This is a genomic window from Streptococcus sp. HCA-5024 (assembly GCF_037890265.1).
Lineage (GTDB): Bacteria > Bacillota > Bacilli > Lactobacillales > Streptococcaceae > Streptococcus > Streptococcus lingualis.
The window spans coordinates 630489-647490 of record NZ_JBBKBR010000001.1; the positions used below are offsets into that span (position 1 = coordinate 630489).

Here is a 17002-nt window from a genome sequence, read left to right on the forward strand (position 1 = left end):
AGTTGTTAGATGCTTATTTTTGCTTGCCTGTAAAGCGCCATTGAAATCGCAAGCGATCATACAAGGGATACTCAAACTGTAAGACAGCAAGACCCAAAATCATACTGCCAAGAACGTCTGATGGATAGTGGACCCCAACATAAACGCGGGAAACCACAATGGTCACAATTCCCAGAAGCAGCAAGCCTTGAAGGCAATAGCGGGCTGTTTTATTTTTTACATGTTGGCCGATGATGATGATCAAACTTCCCAAAACAAGGGTAGACGCCAGTGAATGACCACTCGGGAAAGAAAAGCCTTTTTCCTCTACTAGATGAAGAATACTTGGTCTCGATCTCTGGTAGATATTCTTTAGAAGAAGAACCAAAAGACCAGTCAATACCAGATTGCTTCCAAGAAAAAGAGCTTCACTGTACCATTTCTTGTAACCAAAGACCGCTAGCAGAAGACACACCCAGATGACAATGATCTTGGTATCCATGACGTGGGTCACCTTGGTAAAGAAGGCCGTCAGTGCTGCAGGCAGATCGCCTCGAATAGCAGATTGAATGGTGCTATCAAAGCCTGTTAATTGTTGCGGGTAAAAGCGAATCACATACCCGAGAATCACAAAAATGAGAAGGGCGAAGCTTGCCTTCGCCCAATGTTGTTGTTTATTTTTCATATTTTTTCAAAATCGGTTGCAATAAGGTATAGATCAACCCAAATGCGATGGCCCAAATCACCCCTTCGATCAGGTTAAACGGTGCAACCATTGCGGCTAAATAGTGGACAAGCCCTAGTGTTTTCGAAATATCATAGTTCATAAAACGAGCATACAAAGGGATTGCATAGACATAGTTCACCAACACCATCGTGATACTCAAGCTGATCGTTCCAACAATCGTTGCCAGGACAAATCGACCATGGGTCCGTTCTTTGTTCCAAATCCAAGCAAAAGCAAGGACAAAAACAAGAACACCAATGATATTGATTGGTAATCCGATCAAGGTTTCAAGCCCCTTATTATTAAGGGCTAATTTAAGAACAGATCGGATCAAGGTCACCCAAACGGCACTTTTAAAGTCCAACAGGACCAAGGCCAACAAAATGGCGATGATACTCAAATCAATTTTGAAGAAATCTATCAAGAAAGAAAATTGATAGAACATCAAAATAAAAGATAAAGCGGATAAAACAGCCACTAGGGTCAGTTTACGTGTATTTGTCATAACAGGTTCCTCCAATTTTTTAAAAATTAGAGAAGCTGGAAAGACGTCTACTCCATCATTCTACTCTAAACTATTTAAACAAAGCTTAAACTAGAAACTATTCTAGTTACTTTAGCTGGTCTCCATCGAAACATGCCGTTAGTCAGTCTTAGACTCCAAGGTACTATTCCCATGCATCAACTCTAAACAGATCAGAATAGCTGTCAGTCTATTCGTCTCTCGTCTTCTCCCATCCAGACTATACTGTCGGTTGTGGAGTCACACCACATCAGCTTGCGCTCGCGGACTTCTTTTAGAGTATGGAAAAGAACATTTCCTCGTAAAAGTCACCGCCGGTCGGGAATTACACCCTGCCCTGAAGACCCTTTTATGATAACAAAAAAAACTTGCCTAGGCAAGTTTTTGTAACGTCATGGATTACATCGTTCGGGTTTTAATTTTTCGTTCTTATTTGAGCTTGTCGTGCTCATAACGATGGCTCAACTCCAGCCCCTTAAAACCTTGCTGGCGGAGTGCCTCATAGACAATCATACAGACGGTATTGGAGACATTTAAACTACGGACATGCTCATCATTCATCGGAATGCGAATGGCCTTCTCTTCGTGCTGGCGCATAAATTCTTCCGGCAATCCTTTATCCTCGCGTCCAAACAAGAAATAATGGGACTTCCCATCCTGATAAGAAACGTCCGAATAGGTCTGATTTGCAAACTTGGACACTAGGTGTACCTGACCATCGCTCGCTGCTTCCATAAACTCTTCTAGGCTATCATAAAAACGGACATCCAGCTTGTCCCAATAATCGAGTCCTGCTCGCTTCATTTTGCGATCATCGATCGGAAAAGCCATGGGTCGTATGATATGCAAGGGGGAATTGGTCGCCGCACAAGTCCGTGCAATATTTCCCGTATTTTGTGGAATCTGAGGTTGGAACAAGACGATGTGGTTTTGAGCAGCTGACTCTTGGTAGTCCAGTTCTTCAATATTCATACTCGATCTCTTTCTGATAAAAAAATAGCCACACTGCCCGGAGTCAAGCTCAGCAAACAGCGTGGTTACAGCTTCATTAACTTAACTCACAACAGGTTTGAGGTAAATCAACGAAGGTACTTTCTAAGTATAACACTTTTGAAGCTCCTGTCAATAGTTTTTTTAGATTTTTTTAAGAAACTTTACCAAAGTTTTCAATCCCTCCTCGTTCTACTCTTTTGACGATTTTTCCTACTTGTTCTTAGCTTCTCAAAATTCCACCAGAAAATCCTTAAAAAAGATGAATTTTTCTTGAAAATAGAGTATGATAGAAGCATACTCTGGAGGTATTCTATGAAAATTATTGTTGTTGGTGGAGGAAAGGTCGGAACGGCCCTTTGTCGTTCTCTCGTTGCTGAAAACCACGATGTTATTTTGATCGAAAAAGACGAATCCGTTCTTAACCATATTACCAAACGATTTGATATCATTGGAATTTTAGGAAATGGGGCAAATTTCAAGATCTTGGAGCAAGCGGATGTTGAAGACTGCGACATCTTCATTTCCATGACCGAGTACGATGAAGTGAATATGGTCTCTGCTGTTTTGGCTAAAAAAATGGGAGCCAAAGAGACCATCGTTCGGGTACGGAATCCGGAATATTCTAATTCCTACTTCAAGGAAAAAAATATCTTGGGCTTCTCCCTAGTTGTCAATCCGGAATTGCTGACAGCACGTTATATTGCCAATATCATTGACTTCCCAAATGCCCTTTCTGTGGAGCATTTTGCCAATGGTCGGGTAGCCTTGATGGAATTTAAGATCAAGCCAGATAGCAATCTCTGCAATATGAGCCTCTCCCAATTCCGGAAGAAATACGGAAATGTCATTATTTGCGCAATCGAGCGTGGCAACGAACTCACCATTCCAAACGGGGATTTTGTCTTGCAACCTCAAGACAAGATTTTCGTAACAGGTAACCGGATCGAGGTCGTTCTTTTCCACAACAATGTTCGTCCTCAAGTCATTAAGAGCATGATGATCATTGGTGCTGGGAAAATTGCCTACTACCTACTCAATATTCTTCAAGATGTGCGCCGCAAGATCGATCTCAAGGTTTTAGAAGTCAATCGTGAACGAGCGGAATTCTTTAGCCAGGAATTTCCTGATCTCTATGTCGTCCATGGAGACGGAACTGCTAAAGACATTCTTTTAGAAGAGAGTGCCAATAACTTCGATGCTGTGGCTACTTTGACAGGGGTCGATGAAGAAAACATCATCACCTCCATGTTCTTAAATTCTGTCGGAGTCAAAAAGAACATTACCAAGGTCAACCGAACTAGTCTGTTGGAGATCATTGGCGATCAAGATATGACCAGTATCGTTACGCCAAAACGCATCGCTGTAGATACCATTATGCACTTTATTCGTGGACGCTACAATGCACAGTTCTCAAACCTAGAAGCCTTGCACCATGTCGCAAACGGCCGGATTGAAACCTTGCAGTTCCAAATTAAGGAAGACAATAAACTAACCCAATATCCCCTCTCTGAATTGAAATTGAAAAAAGGCGTCTTGATCGCTGCCATTATTCGAGACGGCAAGGCTATTTTCCCAAATGGAGATGACCGTTTGATGGTAGGAGATCGGATTATCGTAACCACCTTGATTCAAAATGTCACTAAAATCTACGATTTAGTTGAGAGGTAAACCTGATGAATAGAAGCATGATTCGTTACCTCTTGTCCAAGCTCCTCTTAATCGAGGCAGCGCTCCTGATCGTTCCCTTAGTGGTCGCTGCAATCTATCAGGAACCTGCCAAGGTTTTTGTCTCAATTGGGGCAACCATGGCCATCTTACTTGGGCTGGGGCTCCTTGGTAGTTTTCACAAACCAAAGGACTTTCACATCTATGCTAAAGAAGGAGTCCTGATTGTAGCACTCTGTTGGATCCTCTGGTCCTTCTTTGGTGCCCTTCCCTTTGTCTTTTCGGGGCAAATCCCCAACATTATCGACGCCTTTTTTGAAGTCAGCTCTGGCTTTACAACAACAGGGGCAACGATTTTAGATGATGTAGGTGCCCTCAGCCATTCTCTCCTCTTTTGGCGCAGTTTCACCCACTTAATTGGAGGGATGGGAGTATTGGTCTTCGCCCTTGCCATTATGGACAATAATAAGAACAGCCACCTTGAAGTCATGAAGGCGGAGGTTCCTGGTCCAGTGTTTGGCAAGGTCGTTTCCAAATTAAAAAACACAGCTCAAATCCTCTACTTCTTGTACTTGGGCTTGTTCTTCCTTTTTGTGGTTCTTTATTTCCTTGCTGGCATGCCCCTTTATGATAGTTTTGTCATCGCCATGGGGACGGCTGGAACCGGGGGCTTTACCGTTTTTAACGACGGAATTGCCCACTACAATAGTAGTTTAATCACCTATTTGGTCAGTATCGGGGTTTTAGTCTTCGGGGTTAACTTTAACCTCTACTACTTCCTCATGATCCGAAAATTCAAGGCCTTCTTTAAAGATGAGGAATTGCGGACCTACATCACCATCGTCCTCGTGTCCAGTGTCTTGATCGCCTACAATGTCCTTCATCTCTATGCCAATGTCGCTAAGAGTTTTGAGATTTCCTTCTTCCAAGTTTCCAATATCATCACCACTACCGGTTTTGGTTATGGAACGACGGAAAAATGGCCTCTCTTTTCTCAGTTTATCCTCTTGATGCTGATGGTCATCGGTGGTTCTGCTGGATCGACCGCTGGGGGGCTTAAAGTCATTCGGTGCTTGACCTTATGGCGAATCGCAAAAAATCAGGTTCTTTCGACCTTGTCTCCGAATCGCGTTCTGACCTTGCATGTCAATGATACGGTATTGGATAAGGATACACAGCATCAGATCCTCAAGTACTTTACAATATACAGTTTTATCACGATCGGCCTACTCTTTGTAGTCAGTCTAGACAATAATAACTTCATGACGGTTGTCAGCGCTGTCTTTAGTTGTTTCAACAACATTGGACCTATGATTGGAACAGGTCAAACCTTCTCCATCTTTAGTCCGATTTCAAAACTGTTACTTTCCTTAGCCATGATTGCCGGACGGCTTGAAATCTATCCAATGATTCTACTCTTCCTCCCTAAAACATGGTCTAAACGCTGATAGACAACTCTAGTACAAAATCAACGAGAGTGGGACAGAAATCGGTAATTCGTTAGAATTCGATTTCGTCGTCCCACCTCCGCACAGTTGAGTAGGGCTGTAAAAGCTGATGAAATTAGCGTAGTAGAGCCCACTCAACCACTGCGTCTTGCTCGACAATCCAAAAATAATTGAGAGGCTAGGACTTTTGTCCCAGCCTCGTTTCTGTTTATTTGCGATCGTCCTATTTTGATTCTTCATTTCGCTTCAGACTAAAATGGTCTGGCAAGGGGTCCGGTCCTGCTTTGGTTCCAGGATGGCAACGTAGAATCCTCGCAATCCCCATCAAGACACCTTTCACACCAAAACGTTCAATCGCTTGGATCATATAATTGGAACAGGTCGGTTGAAAGCGACAAGAAGGCGGAAATAGGGGAGAAATCCATTTTTGATAGCCTCTGACCAGTGCAATTAGGATTGTTTTCATGCTTTTTTAGATTTAGTTACTGCTAGATTGTGCAGTTGGCTGATTTCTTTTTTGTTCAAGCGACGGTATTCACCCGGACGTAGCCCTGAGACGTCCAAATTTCCAAACTGGGTCCGGGAGAGTTTATCCACTAAAAGTCCCACCGCTTCAAACATCTTTTTAACCTGGTGGTTACGCCCTTCATGAATGGTCAACTGAACCACTGAACGGTTCTTTTCAACATCGACTTTTAAAATCTCGTAAGTCGCTGGCTTGGTTTTCTTTCCATCAATGGTCACCCCTCGCGTCAAGGGACGCAAGTTTTCCTTATTGGCAATCCCTTTGACACGCGCCACATAGACCTTATCAATTTCATTGCGCGGGTGAATCATCTCATCTGTAAAATCACCATCATTGGTCAAAATCAAGACACCAGATGTATCCCAGTCCAAACGTCCCACTGGGTAGATGCGCTCTGGTACTTGAGATAAAAGGTCAACGACTGTTGTCCGCCCTTTATCATCTGATACACTAGAGATGACGCCACGTGGCTTATTTAAAAGATAATAGACCTTTTCTTCGTTATAGATTGGAGTCCCTTCTACTTCAACCTGATCACCGGTTTTAATGATAGTCGCTAATTCACGCACAACTTGGCCATTGACCGTCACCAAGCCTTGCTTGATCAGTTCTTCGGCCTTGCGACGACTAGCCACGCCTGCATGGGCAATATATTTGTTAATTCTCATCTAGTTCCTCTGTTCTCTCTGAAAATAATTGACCTTCTTCTGGATCGATATCCACTTCCTCAACCTTTGGCAATTCCTCCAAATGATTGATCCCCATATAATCCAAAAAATACTCCGTCGTGACATACAAATTAGGACGCCCGAGGACTTCTTTTTTTCCATCTTCGCGGATCAGATCAAATGACAGTAGTTTGGTAATGGCCCCACTGGAATTGACGCCTCGAATATCATCGACCTCCACGCGGGTGATCGGTTGCTTATAAGCAATGATTGATAAGGTTTCAAGGGCAGCCCGAGACAAACTTTGGTTCATAGGCGTTCTAGAATAGTCTCGTAAAACCGAAGCGTAGTCTGCCTTTGTCACCAATTTATAACGGGAAGCTGTCTCCATCAAACAGAGACTGGTATCTGTATCCTCCTGGTATTTTTGGCTTAATTTTTCTAAACTTTGCACCACACCTGTTGGGGGTAAAGAGAGAAGATCTGCGATTTGTCTGGCAGTAATTCCTTCTTCACCCGCTACAAATAAGAGTGCTTCAATTTCAGCTAATTTGCTCATGTTCAATCCTATTTAAGTAAATTTCTCCAAAAGCCCTATCCTGTACCACCGTGACCTCTTGAATCTTGATTAATTCAAGGGTTGCAAGAAATAAGGTAATGACCTCTTGGAGATCCGCTGCTTCTAGAAACAAGTCCTGCAAGAGAACTTGTGAGCGATCGTGGAATCGGTGACGCAGCTGGTCCATCAGATCCTCAATCTTGTATTCATCCTTTACAATGGTTGTATGGTTCTGGCGGAATTCTTCTTTTTTCTTGGTCAATAGTTTTGAGAAAGCCAAGAAGAGATCCACCGTGGTGCGATCATGAAGTAATTCGGTATCGTCATAGACCAATTCCATCTTTGGTTTCGAATAATAGAGGGCGCGCTCCTCGTGCTGCGAGGCCATCAACTCTCCTAATTGCTTGTAAGTACGGTACTCTTCCAATTGAGAAAGGAGGTCCTGCTCTAGATCCTCTGCTTCATCCATCTCCTCTGCGACCTTAGGAAGAAGTCTACGACTCTTGATCAGGGTTAATTGACTAGCCATCAGCATGTATTCCCCAGCTACCTCTAGTTTCATAGCTTGGAGAGTCGCTAGATAAGCCAGGTACTGTTCGATCACCTCAATCAAGGGGACCTCATAGATATCCATCTGGTATTTAGAGACCAAGTGGAGCAAGAGGTCCAAAGGCCCTTCAAAATCTTTAATTTTAATATCCATTATTTATATTTTTCTAATGTCACCATGGTTTTTAGGCCCAATTCACGCGCAATACTAAAGAGATCCACACCGAGTTCCCGTTGTTTCAAAATATACTGCTCACGAATCGATTGTGCCGAAAGGTCTTGGTTGCCTTTTTCGATCAAGAAGGCTTCTAATTGTCGGAATCCCCACTGACGAGAGTATGATTTTCCTTTATTATCAAAGAGATAAATACCATCTAGGAAGAGTTGCAACTCATCCAGTAAAGGCTCTGGAACTTTTAAAACCCGTTTTTGGCCATCTTTGCCCACTCGAATGACATGAAAGTCCAGCTGAATATCTTCGACCTTGACTTGGAGGATCTCACTTGGCAATAAGCCCATCTCCAGAATCAATAAGGCCATCAATCGTCCCTGTGGATTGGTTGATTCTTCCCAAAAATGGGTCAGATCCAACAATTCACGATCATGGGTCTTGGCCGGTTGAATTTTAGGCAAGACCAAACGATGGTATTCAGAAATAAAGCGTTCTTGATACAAATAATATAAAAATTGGTTAACAGCGGATAATTTTCGTTTTTGAACCGCCGGTTTAAAATCTTTTATCGAAGCTTGGTAAATTCTCAAATTCGTCGGCGTCACTTTTCCATGAATTGATTCAATAAATTGGTCCAAATCATAGAAATAGGCTGACTGAGAATTTTCACTTAGTTCTTTTTGATCAATAAAACTTGCAATAAATTCTTTCATTTTGGAATCATCTCGTATTCATTTGAAAAATTATGCATGAGCGAATTGATGGCTTTGAGGATCGATTTCCGCGTAATAATCCCTTGGAAATACCCTTCTTCATCCACCACTGATAAGAAGGAGTCATCCACTAACTTGTGAAGGACTTCTGTCAAATTGAAGTCTAAGCCGATGACCCCGACCTCCTTCTTTGCAACGTCTACGATATCCATCGAAGCAAAAGTCTCCTCAGGAATCTCGTGTTTCAATTGATAAGATAGAATATCCGTTAGGGAGATCGTCCCCACAAACTTGCGTTCATCCGTTACTACTGGGATGCGACTATAGCTAATCTGGCTCAACAGCAAGACCGCATGGTCTACATTGTGGGTATCAATCAAGACCGCTAAATTTTTGGCAGGAGTTAAGAACGTCTCTTCCTGCGCCAGCAAGAAACGTTCAAATTCCTTTGCTATCATCTGCTAAACTCCTTTGTCAATTCAGGGTACAATTCATGATCTCGCGTATAATACTCTACCTTGAAGTTCGAATCGGTAATCTCTATCTTGGCATACAAACACTCTCGAATCAGACCACGTGGTTGACTAACGGATCCAGGATTCACAAAGAGGGTTCTTCCTTCCTTCCAAGCATCTGGGATATGAAGGTGGCCGTATAGACAGATATCTGCTTCCTCCTCTTGGGCCCACAGATCCAATTTTTGAAAACTAAAATTGATCTGGAAGAGATGCCCATGGGTCTGGATGATCCGTGTCGGCCCTAGTTGGGTCACCAAGCGTTCCGGATAGCCATCATAAAAATCCATATTTCCTTGGACAACGTGGATCCCTTCCCAGACAGGATCGTCACTTTTTAGTTCAGAATCCCCATTGTGAAAGATCCCATCGACCTGACCTAGGTATTTTTCTTTAATAGCTTCAACAATGGAGCGGTCTCCATGCGAGTCACTCATAACGATGATTGTTTGCTTTGCCATGATGGAAATACCTCCAATAACTTTTTAACAGCTAAAGCACGATGTGATTGTGTATTTTTTTCTTCTAGCGTTAATTCAGCAGCAGCACGGCCCGTTTCCCCAACTAAGAAGAGAGGGTCATAGCCAAAGCCATGTTCCCCTTTGGGCTCAAAATTAATATACCCTGGCCAATCTGCTTCCACCACTAGGCTTTCCTTGCCTGGTCTTGCAACCACCAAGGTCGTATGGAACTGAGCTGAACGATCTTTCAAGTCAAAAACCATGGCCAATTCGTGCAACAATTTCGCATTGTTTTCCGCATCTGTCGCACCAACTCCCGCAAAGCGAGCTGACCAAACTCCTGGTAAGCCTCCCAAGATATCCACCTTCAAACCTGAATCATCCGCTAAGACTGTTTTCCCAGTTAGCTCTGCAATGGTTTCAGCTTTTAGGCGGGCATTCTCTTCAAAGGTCATCCCTGTCTCTTCGACTTCTGGAAGCTCTGGGTATTGATTGAGATTTTCCACTTCAAAGCCCAGCTTTTCAAACATATTGCGGAATTCTTTGGTTTTTCCCTCATTTCGAGTCGCAATGAGAATCGTATCTTTGACCTTGTCTTGACCTAAGAAGGCTTCCACATCCACCCCATCACTTGGCAAATGCAAGTAAAGCAATTTCCCTTTTTCAACCAAGAGCAAGGCTCCTTGACGCTGTACGATCTCAAAAGCTCTTCCCTTGACTTCATTCAAGATTTCGGTCAAAAAGGTCAGAAAACGAAAGGCTGAACCATAGCGCATCACCGATAGATTGAGAGGGAATCCTTCAGGATCCTTGGCAAAGAGAAGTTCCAGCTGATCTAACAGAGTGGAAGCTTCCGCAGGTACTTGACTAAATTGGTTGTAGTCTGCATCATCTCCCCATTGGGCAATATACCAATCTTGGGGATCTTTGTATTCAAATAGTTTGTCACTCATAAATTTACATGCTCCACATTCACTGAACGTTCTAGCCATTTTTCGGCAATCGCTGCAAAGCTATTGGCATTTGCAGTGGTATAAAAGCTGTGGGTCTGCTCTAAGAGTTCGCGACTCTTATTGAGCTCAAAATAGTTTAATAAGACGGAAATATCCCGAACACACTCTGCCCCACTATCAATCAATTTGACATCCGGTCCCATCACATTTTGAATGATCGGTTTTAAAAGGGGATAATGGGTGCATCCCAAGACCAAGGTATCAACCTTTCCAACTAGTGGTTTTAGGGTTTCATAAACCACCTTTTTGGTCACACTGGATGCCAACTCGTTTGATTCCACTAAAGGAACAAACTTGGGACAAGCTAAACTGCTGACTTCCATGTCTGGTGCTAGACTTTGAATCTTCTCTTTATAAATTCCAGAAGAAACCGTCATCGGTGTCCCAATGACCCCAATTTTTTGATGGGTCGTCGATTTAATGGCTGCAGAAGCTCCGGGCAAGATCACTCCCAAAACGGGAATATCAAGTTTCTCCTTGACTTCTTCCCAAACCACTGCCGTCGCTGTATTACAGGCTAAGACAATCATCTTGACATTTTTGGTCAGAAGGAAGTTCACCATCTGCCAAGTATACTCGCGAATTTGGTCTGCTGGTCTAGGACCATAAGGTGCACGCGCTGAATCTCCAATATAGACGACATCTTCGTGAGGAAGCTGACGGAGCAATTCGCGGACAACAGTCAGGCCACCTACTCCAGAATCTAAAAAACCAATCGGTCGGTTATCCATATCTCTTCCTTCCAAAAGGAGGGACTAAGAAATTCCTCCAAGCCCCTCTCATTTATTATCGTGAGATTGCCCCACTCTTATTTTTTCTTGTTTTTCGCCATTGCTGATTTTTGTTGGTTCACAATTTGGCGATAGACTTGTTGAACTTTTGCTTCGCTTGGACGTTGGCCGCTGGCACCTAAAAGCGTACGGACTGCTTCAACATTCAAACGTGGGTTTGATGCAAATTCTTTTTCAAATTGACGACGAAGCAAGAACATTCCTGCAATCATCCCACCAAAGAAAGCTAAAATAATCAACAAAATTCCTAAAAAGAGATTCATAAAATTTTCTCCGATCCATTATTTTTACATAACTATCATTATATCAGACAATCGCTTATTTTTCAATGTCAAAGCCGTAGAGTGTCGCAAGATAATCTTCTGGTTTTTCTGCGCGACGAATCAAACGGGCCTGCCCATCTTCTTGAAGCAAAACTTCTGCTGAACGCAACTTAGCATTGTACTGATACCCCATTGAAAATCCATGGGCTCCAGTGTCATGGATCACGAGCAAATCTCCAATCTCCGTCACAGGTAGTTCTCGTTGTTTGGCAAATTTATCGTTATTCTCACAGAGACTTCCCACGACATCGACCACTTCAGTCAGTTCCTCTGGACGATCCATATTGGTAATATGGTGATAAGCACCGTACATAGCCGGTCTAAGAAGGTTCACAGCTGAAGCATCAACCCCGACATAAGTCCGGTAAGTTTTCTTTTTATGCGTCACTCTGGTTACTAAGAGGCCGTGTGAAGCCAGCATAAAGCGACCAAGCTCGGTATAGATTTTCACATGACCAAGTCCTGCCGGTTTGAGAATCGCATCAAAGACGCGGTGTACGCCCTCCCCAATAATGGCAATATCATTTGGTTCTTGCTCTGGCTTGTAATTGACCCCAACCCCACCAGAAAGGTTGATGAAGCCCAAGTGGACACCTGTTTTCTCGACGACTTCTACTGCTAATTCAAAAAGTTGACGCGCTAGCTCTGGATAGTAGTCGTTGGATACAGTATTAGAAGCTAATAAAGCGTGAATGCCAAACTCTTCCACACCTAGTTCTTTCAACTCGATAAAGGCTTGGATCAATTGCTCCTTGGTCATTCCAAACTTGGCTTCTTCAGGATTGTCCATAATATCGGTTCCCAGTTCAAAAACTCCACCAGGATTATAGCGGCAAGAAATGACCTTGGGAATGCTAGTCACAGACTTCAAGAAAGCAATGTCTTCATAGGCGTCCAGATTGATCGTTGCCCCTAATTCTCTAGCATAGACAAATTCATCTGCTGGCGTATTGTTAGAAGAAAACATGATCTCTTTTCCACTAAAGCCCAGTTTATCCGCCATTAACAATTCCACGTAGCTGGCGGTGTCGACACCACAGCCCTCTTCTTGCAAAATTTTTAGGATCGATGGGTTAGGAGTCGCCTTGATGGCAAAGTATTCTTTAAAACCTTCATTCCAAGCAAAAGCTTGATGGAGAGCACGAGCCGTTTCACGAATTCCTGCTTCATCATAGAGATGGAAAGGGGTAGGAAATTCTTGGGTCAGACTTTCTAATTGTTCACGGGTTACAAAGGGTGTTTTCATAAGCGCTCATTTCTATTCTTTAGTCACTATTAGTATAGCACAAGTCGAAAGACAAAAAAAGCCGAGGCAACTGCCCCAGCTCAATCTCTCTTTGATTAGTCGTTTCTTCCGAAGATACGAAGAAGGCTGATAAAGAGGTTGATAAAGTCAAGATAAAGTTCCAAAGCCATCGCTACTGCCCAACCTGTAGCAGGTTGACCATTTGTTTGATCATAGACATAGCGAATCTTTTGGTTATCCCAAGCTGTCAATCCTGCAAAGAGGAAGACAGAGATAATACTCAAGATATAGTCCATTCCAGAACTTCTCAAGAACATGTTCACAACAGAAGCAATGATCACACCGATCAAGACTCCCATCAAGGCACGTCCCATTCCAGACAGGTCTTTTTTCACGACGCGTCCGATAGCTCCCATGACAATAAACATCAAGGCACTGACCAAGAAAGCCTTATAGACAGTTGCTTGCATGTAGCGAGCAATGATAAAGCTCAAGGTAAAGCCATTCAAAGCTGAGTAGATCAAGAAGATCGGAAGAGCAGACGGGCTATTTTTAACAGCCTTCCCACTTGCAACAAAGACCAAGATCAATTCTACAACCACTGCTGCGTAGTAAACCATTGGTGCGGTTGTCAAGATTTGTACGAAGAAGTCTTGAAAGACTGTCATCATCAGGCCAGACACAAGGGCTGAAATCCCCACACCGATCCCAACTAATGAGTAGATTTTGTTATAAAAAGCATTCAATCCACTTTGTTCTTGGATTACTGAATCATTATACATATTAACAAGTTCCTTTCAAATTTGTTTACTACGATTTTAACATTTTTCGATGAAAAAATCTCCTTTTAGCCATCTTTTTACGCCATGGTTCTGAAGCTTCTTTAACAGCCCAGTATTTATCCACCATGGTCACTACGAAGGATTCTTTGTAGCGAGGCGGGGCAAGGGTAGCTCCCCACATGTGTTTAATGATGATGTCTTCTTCCTTGGCATTGAGATCTGTAATCTTTCGCGCATTTCTCACGGCGATGCGGGGATGGATCCAGGCGTGACTCTTGGTAAACTTGGTCTCGCGCCAATCATAGTAAAAGAGGTCATGCAAGAGCCCACCCCGAGCCGTACTTTTGGCATCCCAGCCAAATTTTTTTGCCAATTTATAACTAGTATAGCTAACATGAATGGAATGCTCCAAACGATTGGAATGAATATGGTGGGGAATGTCGGCTAATTTTTGAACCTTAGGATGCTGGATCAGATGGCCTACATAGGTCATGTATTCTTTGTCACGATGATATTGCATAAGATAACCACCTTTCGTTGATAAGCTCTCCCAATAAGATCTCCATCAACTTCTTCTTACAGGTTAAGTATACTTCTTTTTCTCAAAATTTCCTTAAAGAAAACATCAAAATTCCTGCTGCCACTGCAACATTCAAACTCTCGGCCCGACCTGGCATAGGAATATGAACCAGCTGGTCTGCTTGTGCCGCCATTTCCTGGCTGATGCCATTTCCTTCATTCCCCATAACCAGAATAAACTGATCGGTCTGAGAAAGCTGACGGTAGTCAATGGAAGCTTCTGAAAGCGTCGTTGCGAGAACTGCTAGATGAGATTGCGCAGCTCGCTCCAATAGTTCTTCTCGATCCAGTTTCCAGATAGGAATATGGAAATGACTGCCCTGCATGGATCGAAGGGTCTTGAGACTGTATAGATCTGCGGAGGCTTTCGAAAGCATGACGCCATCAAAACCTGCTGCATCTGCTGTTCGAATCATCGTCCCTACATTGCCAGGATCCTGTACATCCTCCAAATAGAGGAAGCGTCCTTGAAGCTGATCCGGAAGCTCTGGCTGATCCAGAGCGATCTCTGCGACAATCCCTTGCGGAGTCTTCGAATCTGCCAAGAGACTTAAGATCTCCGGAGTCACGACGGTGACTTTTTGGATGTCCTCTACCCGGTCTAAATAGGCTTCTAAAACAAAGACCTGCTGAATCTTCGCTTGATTTTCTACTGCTTCTTCAAACAGATGCCAGCCTTCAATGAGATAAGAATCTGTCCGGTATTTTTTTTGATGTAATTTTTTAGCATTTTTGATTACATTATTGGATTTAGACGTTATAATATTCATAGAACTATTATAGCACAAAGAAAAAGAAGAAATCATGCCTCAGATAGATTTCTTCGAGTCAAGGAGGTCGCACATGCAAAAGGTAAAAATGATTGCCCAAGGACGGGTTCAAGGGGTTGGCTTTCGCTGGGGAGTGTACAGTCTTGCTTTAGAGATCGGTGGGATTACTGGCCGTGTCTGGAATAATGACGACGGAACGGTTGGCATTCTGGCCCAGGCAGAGTCTAGTAGCCAAATGGCCAAATTCATTCAAGAAATTCGCAAAGGTCCTACACCTTTTGCACATGTAACTTATTTAGATGTTACGCTCGCAAACTTTGAAAACTATACAGACTTTAAAATTGCAAATTAAGACTAGAGAACTATTGTGTATTTTAAAAAAAAACAGTAGAATAGAAAGGTAACATTTTAAAAAAGAAGGAACTATTTGTGAAAAAAAATAAACTTGCATTACTTGCATCGATGGGACTAGCTTCGCTTGTCTTCTTGTCAGGATGCGTGAGTGTCGATCGGAAAACTGGAAATCCGACTGGATTGATCTGGAATCTTCTTGGCCGTCCGATGGGCGAAGCCATCAAATTCTTTGCCAACAACCTTGGCTTGGGCTTTGGGATCGGGATTATTATCGTCACCTTGATCGTGCGGTTAATCATCTTGCCACTTGGTTTGTACCAATCATGGAAGGCAACCTACCAATCTGAAAAGATGAACTACTTAAAACCTATCCTTGGGCCAATCCAAGAGCGCATGAAGAACGCTAGCACACAAGAAGAAAAGCTATTGGCGCAACAGGAATTAATGGCTGCTCAACGTGAAAATGGAGTTAGCATGTTTGGTGGAGTTGGGTGTTTGCCACTCTTGATCCAAATGCCATTCTTCTCAGCTCTCTTCTTTGCAGCTCAACACACCAAAGGGGTAGCAGATAGTAGCTTCCTTGGCATTGCTCTCGGCAAACCAAGCTTGCTCTTGACAGCAATCGTAGCAGTTCTTTACTATATCCAAAGTATGCTCTCTCTTCATGGAATTGAAGATGAAACCCAAAAGGAAAGCATGCGCAAAGCATCACTGATGAGTCCGATTATGATCGGTGTCTTCTCATTGATCTCTTCAGCCGGAGTGACTCTTTACTGGGTAGTCGGTGGGGTGATCCAAATTATCCAACAATTTGTCATCAACTACTTGATTCGTCCAAATCTTCGCAAGCGCGTCGCTGAGGAATACAAAAACAATCCTCCAAAAGCGACTAGTCACCGCGTGAAAAAAGATGTCACACCAACTGCGGCCACACAAATCCAACACAAACCAAAAAATAACCGCAATGCAGGAAAACAACGCAATAGAAAGTAGTACAAACTACTAATTCTAGCGGTATACAGTAGCACTTGAACCCAAGGTTCAAGTGCTTTTTTTGATATCGTTCAGTCAGCAAAGAATTTTCACTCTCACAAAAAGATTAAGAGCACAAAAAAACAAGCCCTCTTGGAGGGCTTGCGTTTTATAGTTACGCTGTTTTTTCTACGTTCAAAATTTTCACTTGGTAGCTTCCAGCTGGTGTCTCAACAGTGACAACGTCACCTGTCTTCTTACCAATCAAAGCGTGACCGATTGGGCTTTCGTTAGAAATCTTTCCTGCAAAGGCATCTGCCCCTGCTGAACCAACGATGCTGTATACTTCTTCATCTGTTTCGCCAACTTCTTGAACTGTAACGGTTTTTCCAATCGCTACTTCGTCTACTGCAACAGCGTCACTATCGACGATTTCCGCATAACGGATTTTTGTTTCCAAGCTAGAGATTTGACCTTCCACAAAAGCTTGTTCATCTTTTGCTGCTTCGTACTCAGAGTTTTCTGAGAGGTCACCATACGAACGAGCGATCTTAATCCGTTCCACCACTTCAGGTCGACGGACCAATTTCAATTCTTCTAATTCTTGTTCCAATTTTTCTTTTTCTGCTAGGGTCATTGGGTATGTTTTTTCTGCCATTATTCTTCTCTTTCTA

General features: G+C 43.0%; 22 protein-coding genes and 1 riboswitch. Of the genes, 4 read left to right on the forward strand and 18 right to left on the reverse strand.

Annotation, left to right across the window (positions count from 1 at the left end; all coding sequences use genetic code 11):
* Window positions 1-13: 13 nt before the first annotated feature.
* The 3 genes from WKT08_RS03170 to WKT08_RS03180 all read right to left on the reverse strand — a co-directional run bounded on the left by WKT08_RS03170 (window position 14) and on the right by WKT08_RS03180 (window position 2201).
* Complete coding sequence (locus tag WKT08_RS03170; protein ID WP_201089534.1) at window positions 14-664, reverse strand: phosphatase PAP2 family protein; 651 nt, start codon at window positions 662-664, stop codon at window positions 14-16.
* Window positions 654-1226, reverse strand: coding sequence for an ECF transporter S component (locus tag WKT08_RS03175; protein WP_324252899.1), 573 nt, complete (start codon window positions 1224-1226; stop codon window positions 654-656). The genes WKT08_RS03170 and WKT08_RS03175 overlap by 11 nt, the downstream gene beginning before the upstream one ends.
* Window positions 1227-1428: 202 nt before the next feature.
* Window positions 1429-1578, reverse strand: a riboswitch (FMN riboswitch).
* An 80-nt stretch (window positions 1579-1658) separates the two neighbouring features.
* The gene (locus WKT08_RS03180; protein WP_024055209.1) at window positions 1659-2201 is read right to left on the reverse strand and encodes a tRNA (cytidine(34)-2'-O)-methyltransferase; all 543 of its coding nucleotides are present in this window, start codon (window positions 2199-2201) and stop codon (window positions 1659-1661) included.
* Between the two features lie 333 nt (window positions 2202-2534).
* On the opposite strand from WKT08_RS03180, the gene trkA reads away from it, so the two are divergent.
* Together trkA and WKT08_RS03190 are read left to right on the forward strand one after the other, a co-directional pair.
* Window positions 2535-3890 carry a Trk system potassium transporter TrkA gene (gene trkA / locus WKT08_RS03185; protein ID WP_340279964.1) on the forward strand — a complete coding sequence of 452 codons (1356 nt, stop codon included), beginning with the start codon at window positions 2535-2537 and terminating at the stop codon, window positions 3888-3890.
* A gap of 5 nt (window positions 3891-3895) precedes the next feature.
* A complete protein-coding gene (locus WKT08_RS03190; protein WP_201089530.1) occupies window positions 3896-5335 on the forward strand; it encodes a TrkH family potassium uptake protein in 1440 nt (479 codons plus the stop codon).
* 223 nt (window positions 5336-5558) lie between these two features.
* Here the strand turns inward: WKT08_RS03190 and yidD are convergent, their stop codons facing one another.
* The 14 genes from yidD to WKT08_RS03260 all read right to left on the reverse strand — a co-directional run bounded on the left by yidD (window position 5559) and on the right by WKT08_RS03260 (window position 15002).
* Complete coding sequence (gene yidD, locus WKT08_RS03195; RefSeq protein WP_049486129.1) at window positions 5559-5801, reverse strand: membrane protein insertion efficiency factor YidD; 243 nt, start codon at window positions 5799-5801, stop codon at window positions 5559-5561.
* Window positions 5798-6529 carry a pseudouridine synthase gene (locus tag WKT08_RS03200; protein WP_003005375.1) on the reverse strand — a complete coding sequence of 244 codons (732 nt, stop codon included), beginning with the start codon at window positions 6527-6529 and terminating at the stop codon, window positions 5798-5800. Before WKT08_RS03200 ends, yidD begins: the two co-directional genes overlap by 4 nt.
* Window positions 6519-7088, reverse strand: coding sequence for an SMC-Scp complex subunit ScpB (gene scpB / locus WKT08_RS03205; RefSeq protein WP_009731504.1), 570 nt, complete (start codon window positions 7086-7088; stop codon window positions 6519-6521). Before scpB ends, WKT08_RS03200 begins: the two co-directional genes overlap by 11 nt.
* Complete coding sequence (locus tag WKT08_RS03210; protein WP_024055478.1) at window positions 7072-7791, reverse strand: segregation/condensation protein A; 720 nt, start codon at window positions 7789-7791, stop codon at window positions 7072-7074. The genes scpB and WKT08_RS03210 overlap by 17 nt, the downstream gene beginning before the upstream one ends.
* On the reverse strand, window positions 7791-8522 hold the full coding sequence (gene xerD, locus WKT08_RS03215) for a site-specific tyrosine recombinase XerD (protein ID WP_009731506.1): 732 nt from the start codon (window positions 8520-8522) through the stop codon (window positions 7791-7793). Before xerD ends, WKT08_RS03210 begins: the two co-directional genes overlap by 1 nt.
* A complete protein-coding gene (gene cbpB, locus WKT08_RS03220; protein ID WP_003008353.1) occupies window positions 8519-8980 on the reverse strand; it encodes a cyclic-di-AMP-binding protein CbpB in 462 nt (153 codons plus the stop codon). The genes xerD and cbpB overlap by 4 nt, the downstream gene beginning before the upstream one ends.
* Window positions 8977-9498, reverse strand: coding sequence for a metallophosphoesterase (locus WKT08_RS03225; protein ID WP_003008356.1), 522 nt, complete (start codon window positions 9496-9498; stop codon window positions 8977-8979). Before WKT08_RS03225 ends, cbpB begins: the two co-directional genes overlap by 4 nt.
* Complete coding sequence (locus WKT08_RS03230) at window positions 9471-10451, reverse strand: nucleoside-triphosphate diphosphatase (protein ID WP_340279972.1); 981 nt, start codon at window positions 10449-10451, stop codon at window positions 9471-9473. The genes WKT08_RS03225 and WKT08_RS03230 overlap by 28 nt, the downstream gene beginning before the upstream one ends.
* Complete coding sequence (gene racE / locus WKT08_RS03235) at window positions 10448-11242, reverse strand: glutamate racemase (RefSeq protein WP_070595334.1); 795 nt, start codon at window positions 11240-11242, stop codon at window positions 10448-10450. Before racE ends, WKT08_RS03230 begins: the two co-directional genes overlap by 4 nt.
* Before the next feature lie 77 nt (window positions 11243-11319).
* On the reverse strand, window positions 11320-11565 hold the full coding sequence (locus WKT08_RS03240) for a YneF family protein (RefSeq protein WP_003013425.1): 246 nt from the start codon (window positions 11563-11565) through the stop codon (window positions 11320-11322).
* 55 nt (window positions 11566-11620) lie between these two features.
* Entirely contained in the window at window positions 11621-12871 is a 1251-nt protein-coding gene (locus WKT08_RS03245) for a diaminopimelate decarboxylase (RefSeq protein WP_155167434.1), read from the reverse strand.
* Between the two features lie 95 nt (window positions 12872-12966).
* The gene (locus WKT08_RS03250) at window positions 12967-13653 is read right to left on the reverse strand and encodes a Bax inhibitor-1/YccA family protein (RefSeq protein ID WP_003008369.1); all 687 of its coding nucleotides are present in this window, start codon (window positions 13651-13653) and stop codon (window positions 12967-12969) included.
* Window positions 13654-13681: 28 nt separating this feature from the next.
* Complete coding sequence (locus tag WKT08_RS03255) at window positions 13682-14173, reverse strand: HDIG domain-containing metalloprotein (RefSeq protein WP_003005617.1); 492 nt, start codon at window positions 14171-14173, stop codon at window positions 13682-13684.
* An 82-nt stretch (window positions 14174-14255) separates the two neighbouring features.
* Window positions 14256-15002: a TrmH family RNA methyltransferase gene (locus tag WKT08_RS03260; protein WP_155167432.1), complete on the reverse strand. Its 747-nt coding sequence runs from the start codon at window positions 15000-15002 to the stop codon at window positions 14256-14258.
* Between the two features lie 73 nt (window positions 15003-15075).
* Here WKT08_RS03260 and WKT08_RS03265 point away from each other — a divergent pair, with 73 nt between their 5' ends.
* Window positions 15076-15354: an acylphosphatase gene (locus WKT08_RS03265; RefSeq protein WP_023918900.1), complete on the forward strand. Its 279-nt coding sequence runs from the start codon at window positions 15076-15078 to the stop codon at window positions 15352-15354.
* A gap of 77 nt (window positions 15355-15431) precedes the next feature.
* Complete coding sequence (gene yidC / locus WKT08_RS03270) at window positions 15432-16349, forward strand: membrane protein insertase YidC (protein WP_340279980.1); 918 nt, start codon at window positions 15432-15434, stop codon at window positions 16347-16349.
* Between the two features lie 154 nt (window positions 16350-16503).
* Here yidC and greA read toward each other — a convergent pair whose 3' ends face one another.
* The gene (greA, locus tag WKT08_RS03275) at window positions 16504-16986 is read right to left on the reverse strand and encodes a transcription elongation factor GreA (RefSeq protein ID WP_003005389.1); all 483 of its coding nucleotides are present in this window, start codon (window positions 16984-16986) and stop codon (window positions 16504-16506) included.
* Between the last annotated feature and the right edge of the window lie 16 nt (window positions 16987-17002).

Coding starts and splice junctions, on each gene's coding strand:
- WKT08_RS03170 (WP_201089534.1), bottom strand. CDS start 664: ATGAAAAATAAACAACAACATTGGGCGAAGGCAAGCTTCGCCCTTCTC.
- WKT08_RS03180 (WP_024055209.1), bottom strand. CDS start 2,201: ATGAATATTGAAGAACTGGACTACCAAGAGTCAGCTGCTCAAAACCAC.
- trkA (WP_340279964.1), top strand. CDS start 2,535: ATGAAAATTATTGTTGTTGGTGGAGGAAAGGTCGGAACGGCCCTTTGT.
- WKT08_RS03190 (WP_201089530.1), top strand. CDS start 3,896: ATGAATAGAAGCATGATTCGTTACCTCTTGTCCAAGCTCCTCTTAATC.
- yidD (WP_049486129.1), bottom strand. CDS start 5,801: ATGAAAACAATCCTAATTGCACTGGTCAGAGGCTATCAAAAATGGATT.
- WKT08_RS03200 (WP_003005375.1), bottom strand. CDS start 6,529: ATGAGAATTAACAAATATATTGCCCATGCAGGCGTGGCTAGTCGTCGC.
- scpB (WP_009731504.1), bottom strand. CDS start 7,088: ATGAGCAAATTAGCTGAAATTGAAGCACTCTTATTTGTAGCGGGTGAA.
- WKT08_RS03210 (WP_024055478.1), bottom strand. CDS start 7,791: ATGGATATTAAAATTAAAGATTTTGAAGGGCCTTTGGACCTCTTGCTC.
- xerD (WP_009731506.1), bottom strand. CDS start 8,522: ATGAAAGAATTTATTGCAAGTTTTATTGATCAAAAAGAACTAAGTGAA.
- cbpB (WP_003008353.1), bottom strand. CDS start 8,980: ATGATAGCAAAGGAATTTGAACGTTTCTTGCTGGCGCAGGAAGAGACG.
- WKT08_RS03225 (WP_003008356.1), bottom strand. CDS start 9,498: ATGGCAAAGCAAACAATCATCGTTATGAGTGACTCGCATGGAGACCGC.
- WKT08_RS03230 (WP_340279972.1), bottom strand. CDS start 10,451: ATGAGTGACAAACTATTTGAATACAAAGATCCCCAAGATTGGTATATT.
- racE (WP_070595334.1), bottom strand. CDS start 11,242: ATGGATAACCGACCGATTGGTTTTTTAGATTCTGGAGTAGGTGGCCTG.
- WKT08_RS03240 (WP_003013425.1), bottom strand. CDS start 11,565: ATGAATCTCTTTTTAGGAATTTTGTTGATTATTTTAGCTTTCTTTGGT.
- WKT08_RS03245 (WP_155167434.1), bottom strand. CDS start 12,871: ATGAAAACACCCTTTGTAACCCGTGAACAATTAGAAAGTCTGACCCAA.
- WKT08_RS03250 (WP_003008369.1), bottom strand. CDS start 13,653: ATGTATAATGATTCAGTAATCCAAGAACAAAGTGGATTGAATGCTTTT.
- WKT08_RS03255 (WP_003005617.1), bottom strand. CDS start 14,173: ATGCAATATCATCGTGACAAAGAATACATGACCTATGTAGGCCATCTG.
- WKT08_RS03260 (WP_155167432.1), bottom strand. CDS start 15,002: ATGAATATTATAACGTCTAAATCCAATAATGTAATCAAAAATGCTAAA.
- WKT08_RS03265 (WP_023918900.1), top strand. CDS start 15,076: ATGCAAAAGGTAAAAATGATTGCCCAAGGACGGGTTCAAGGGGTTGGC.
- greA (WP_003005389.1), bottom strand. CDS start 16,986: ATGGCAGAAAAAACATACCCAATGACCCTAGCAGAAAAAGAAAAATTG.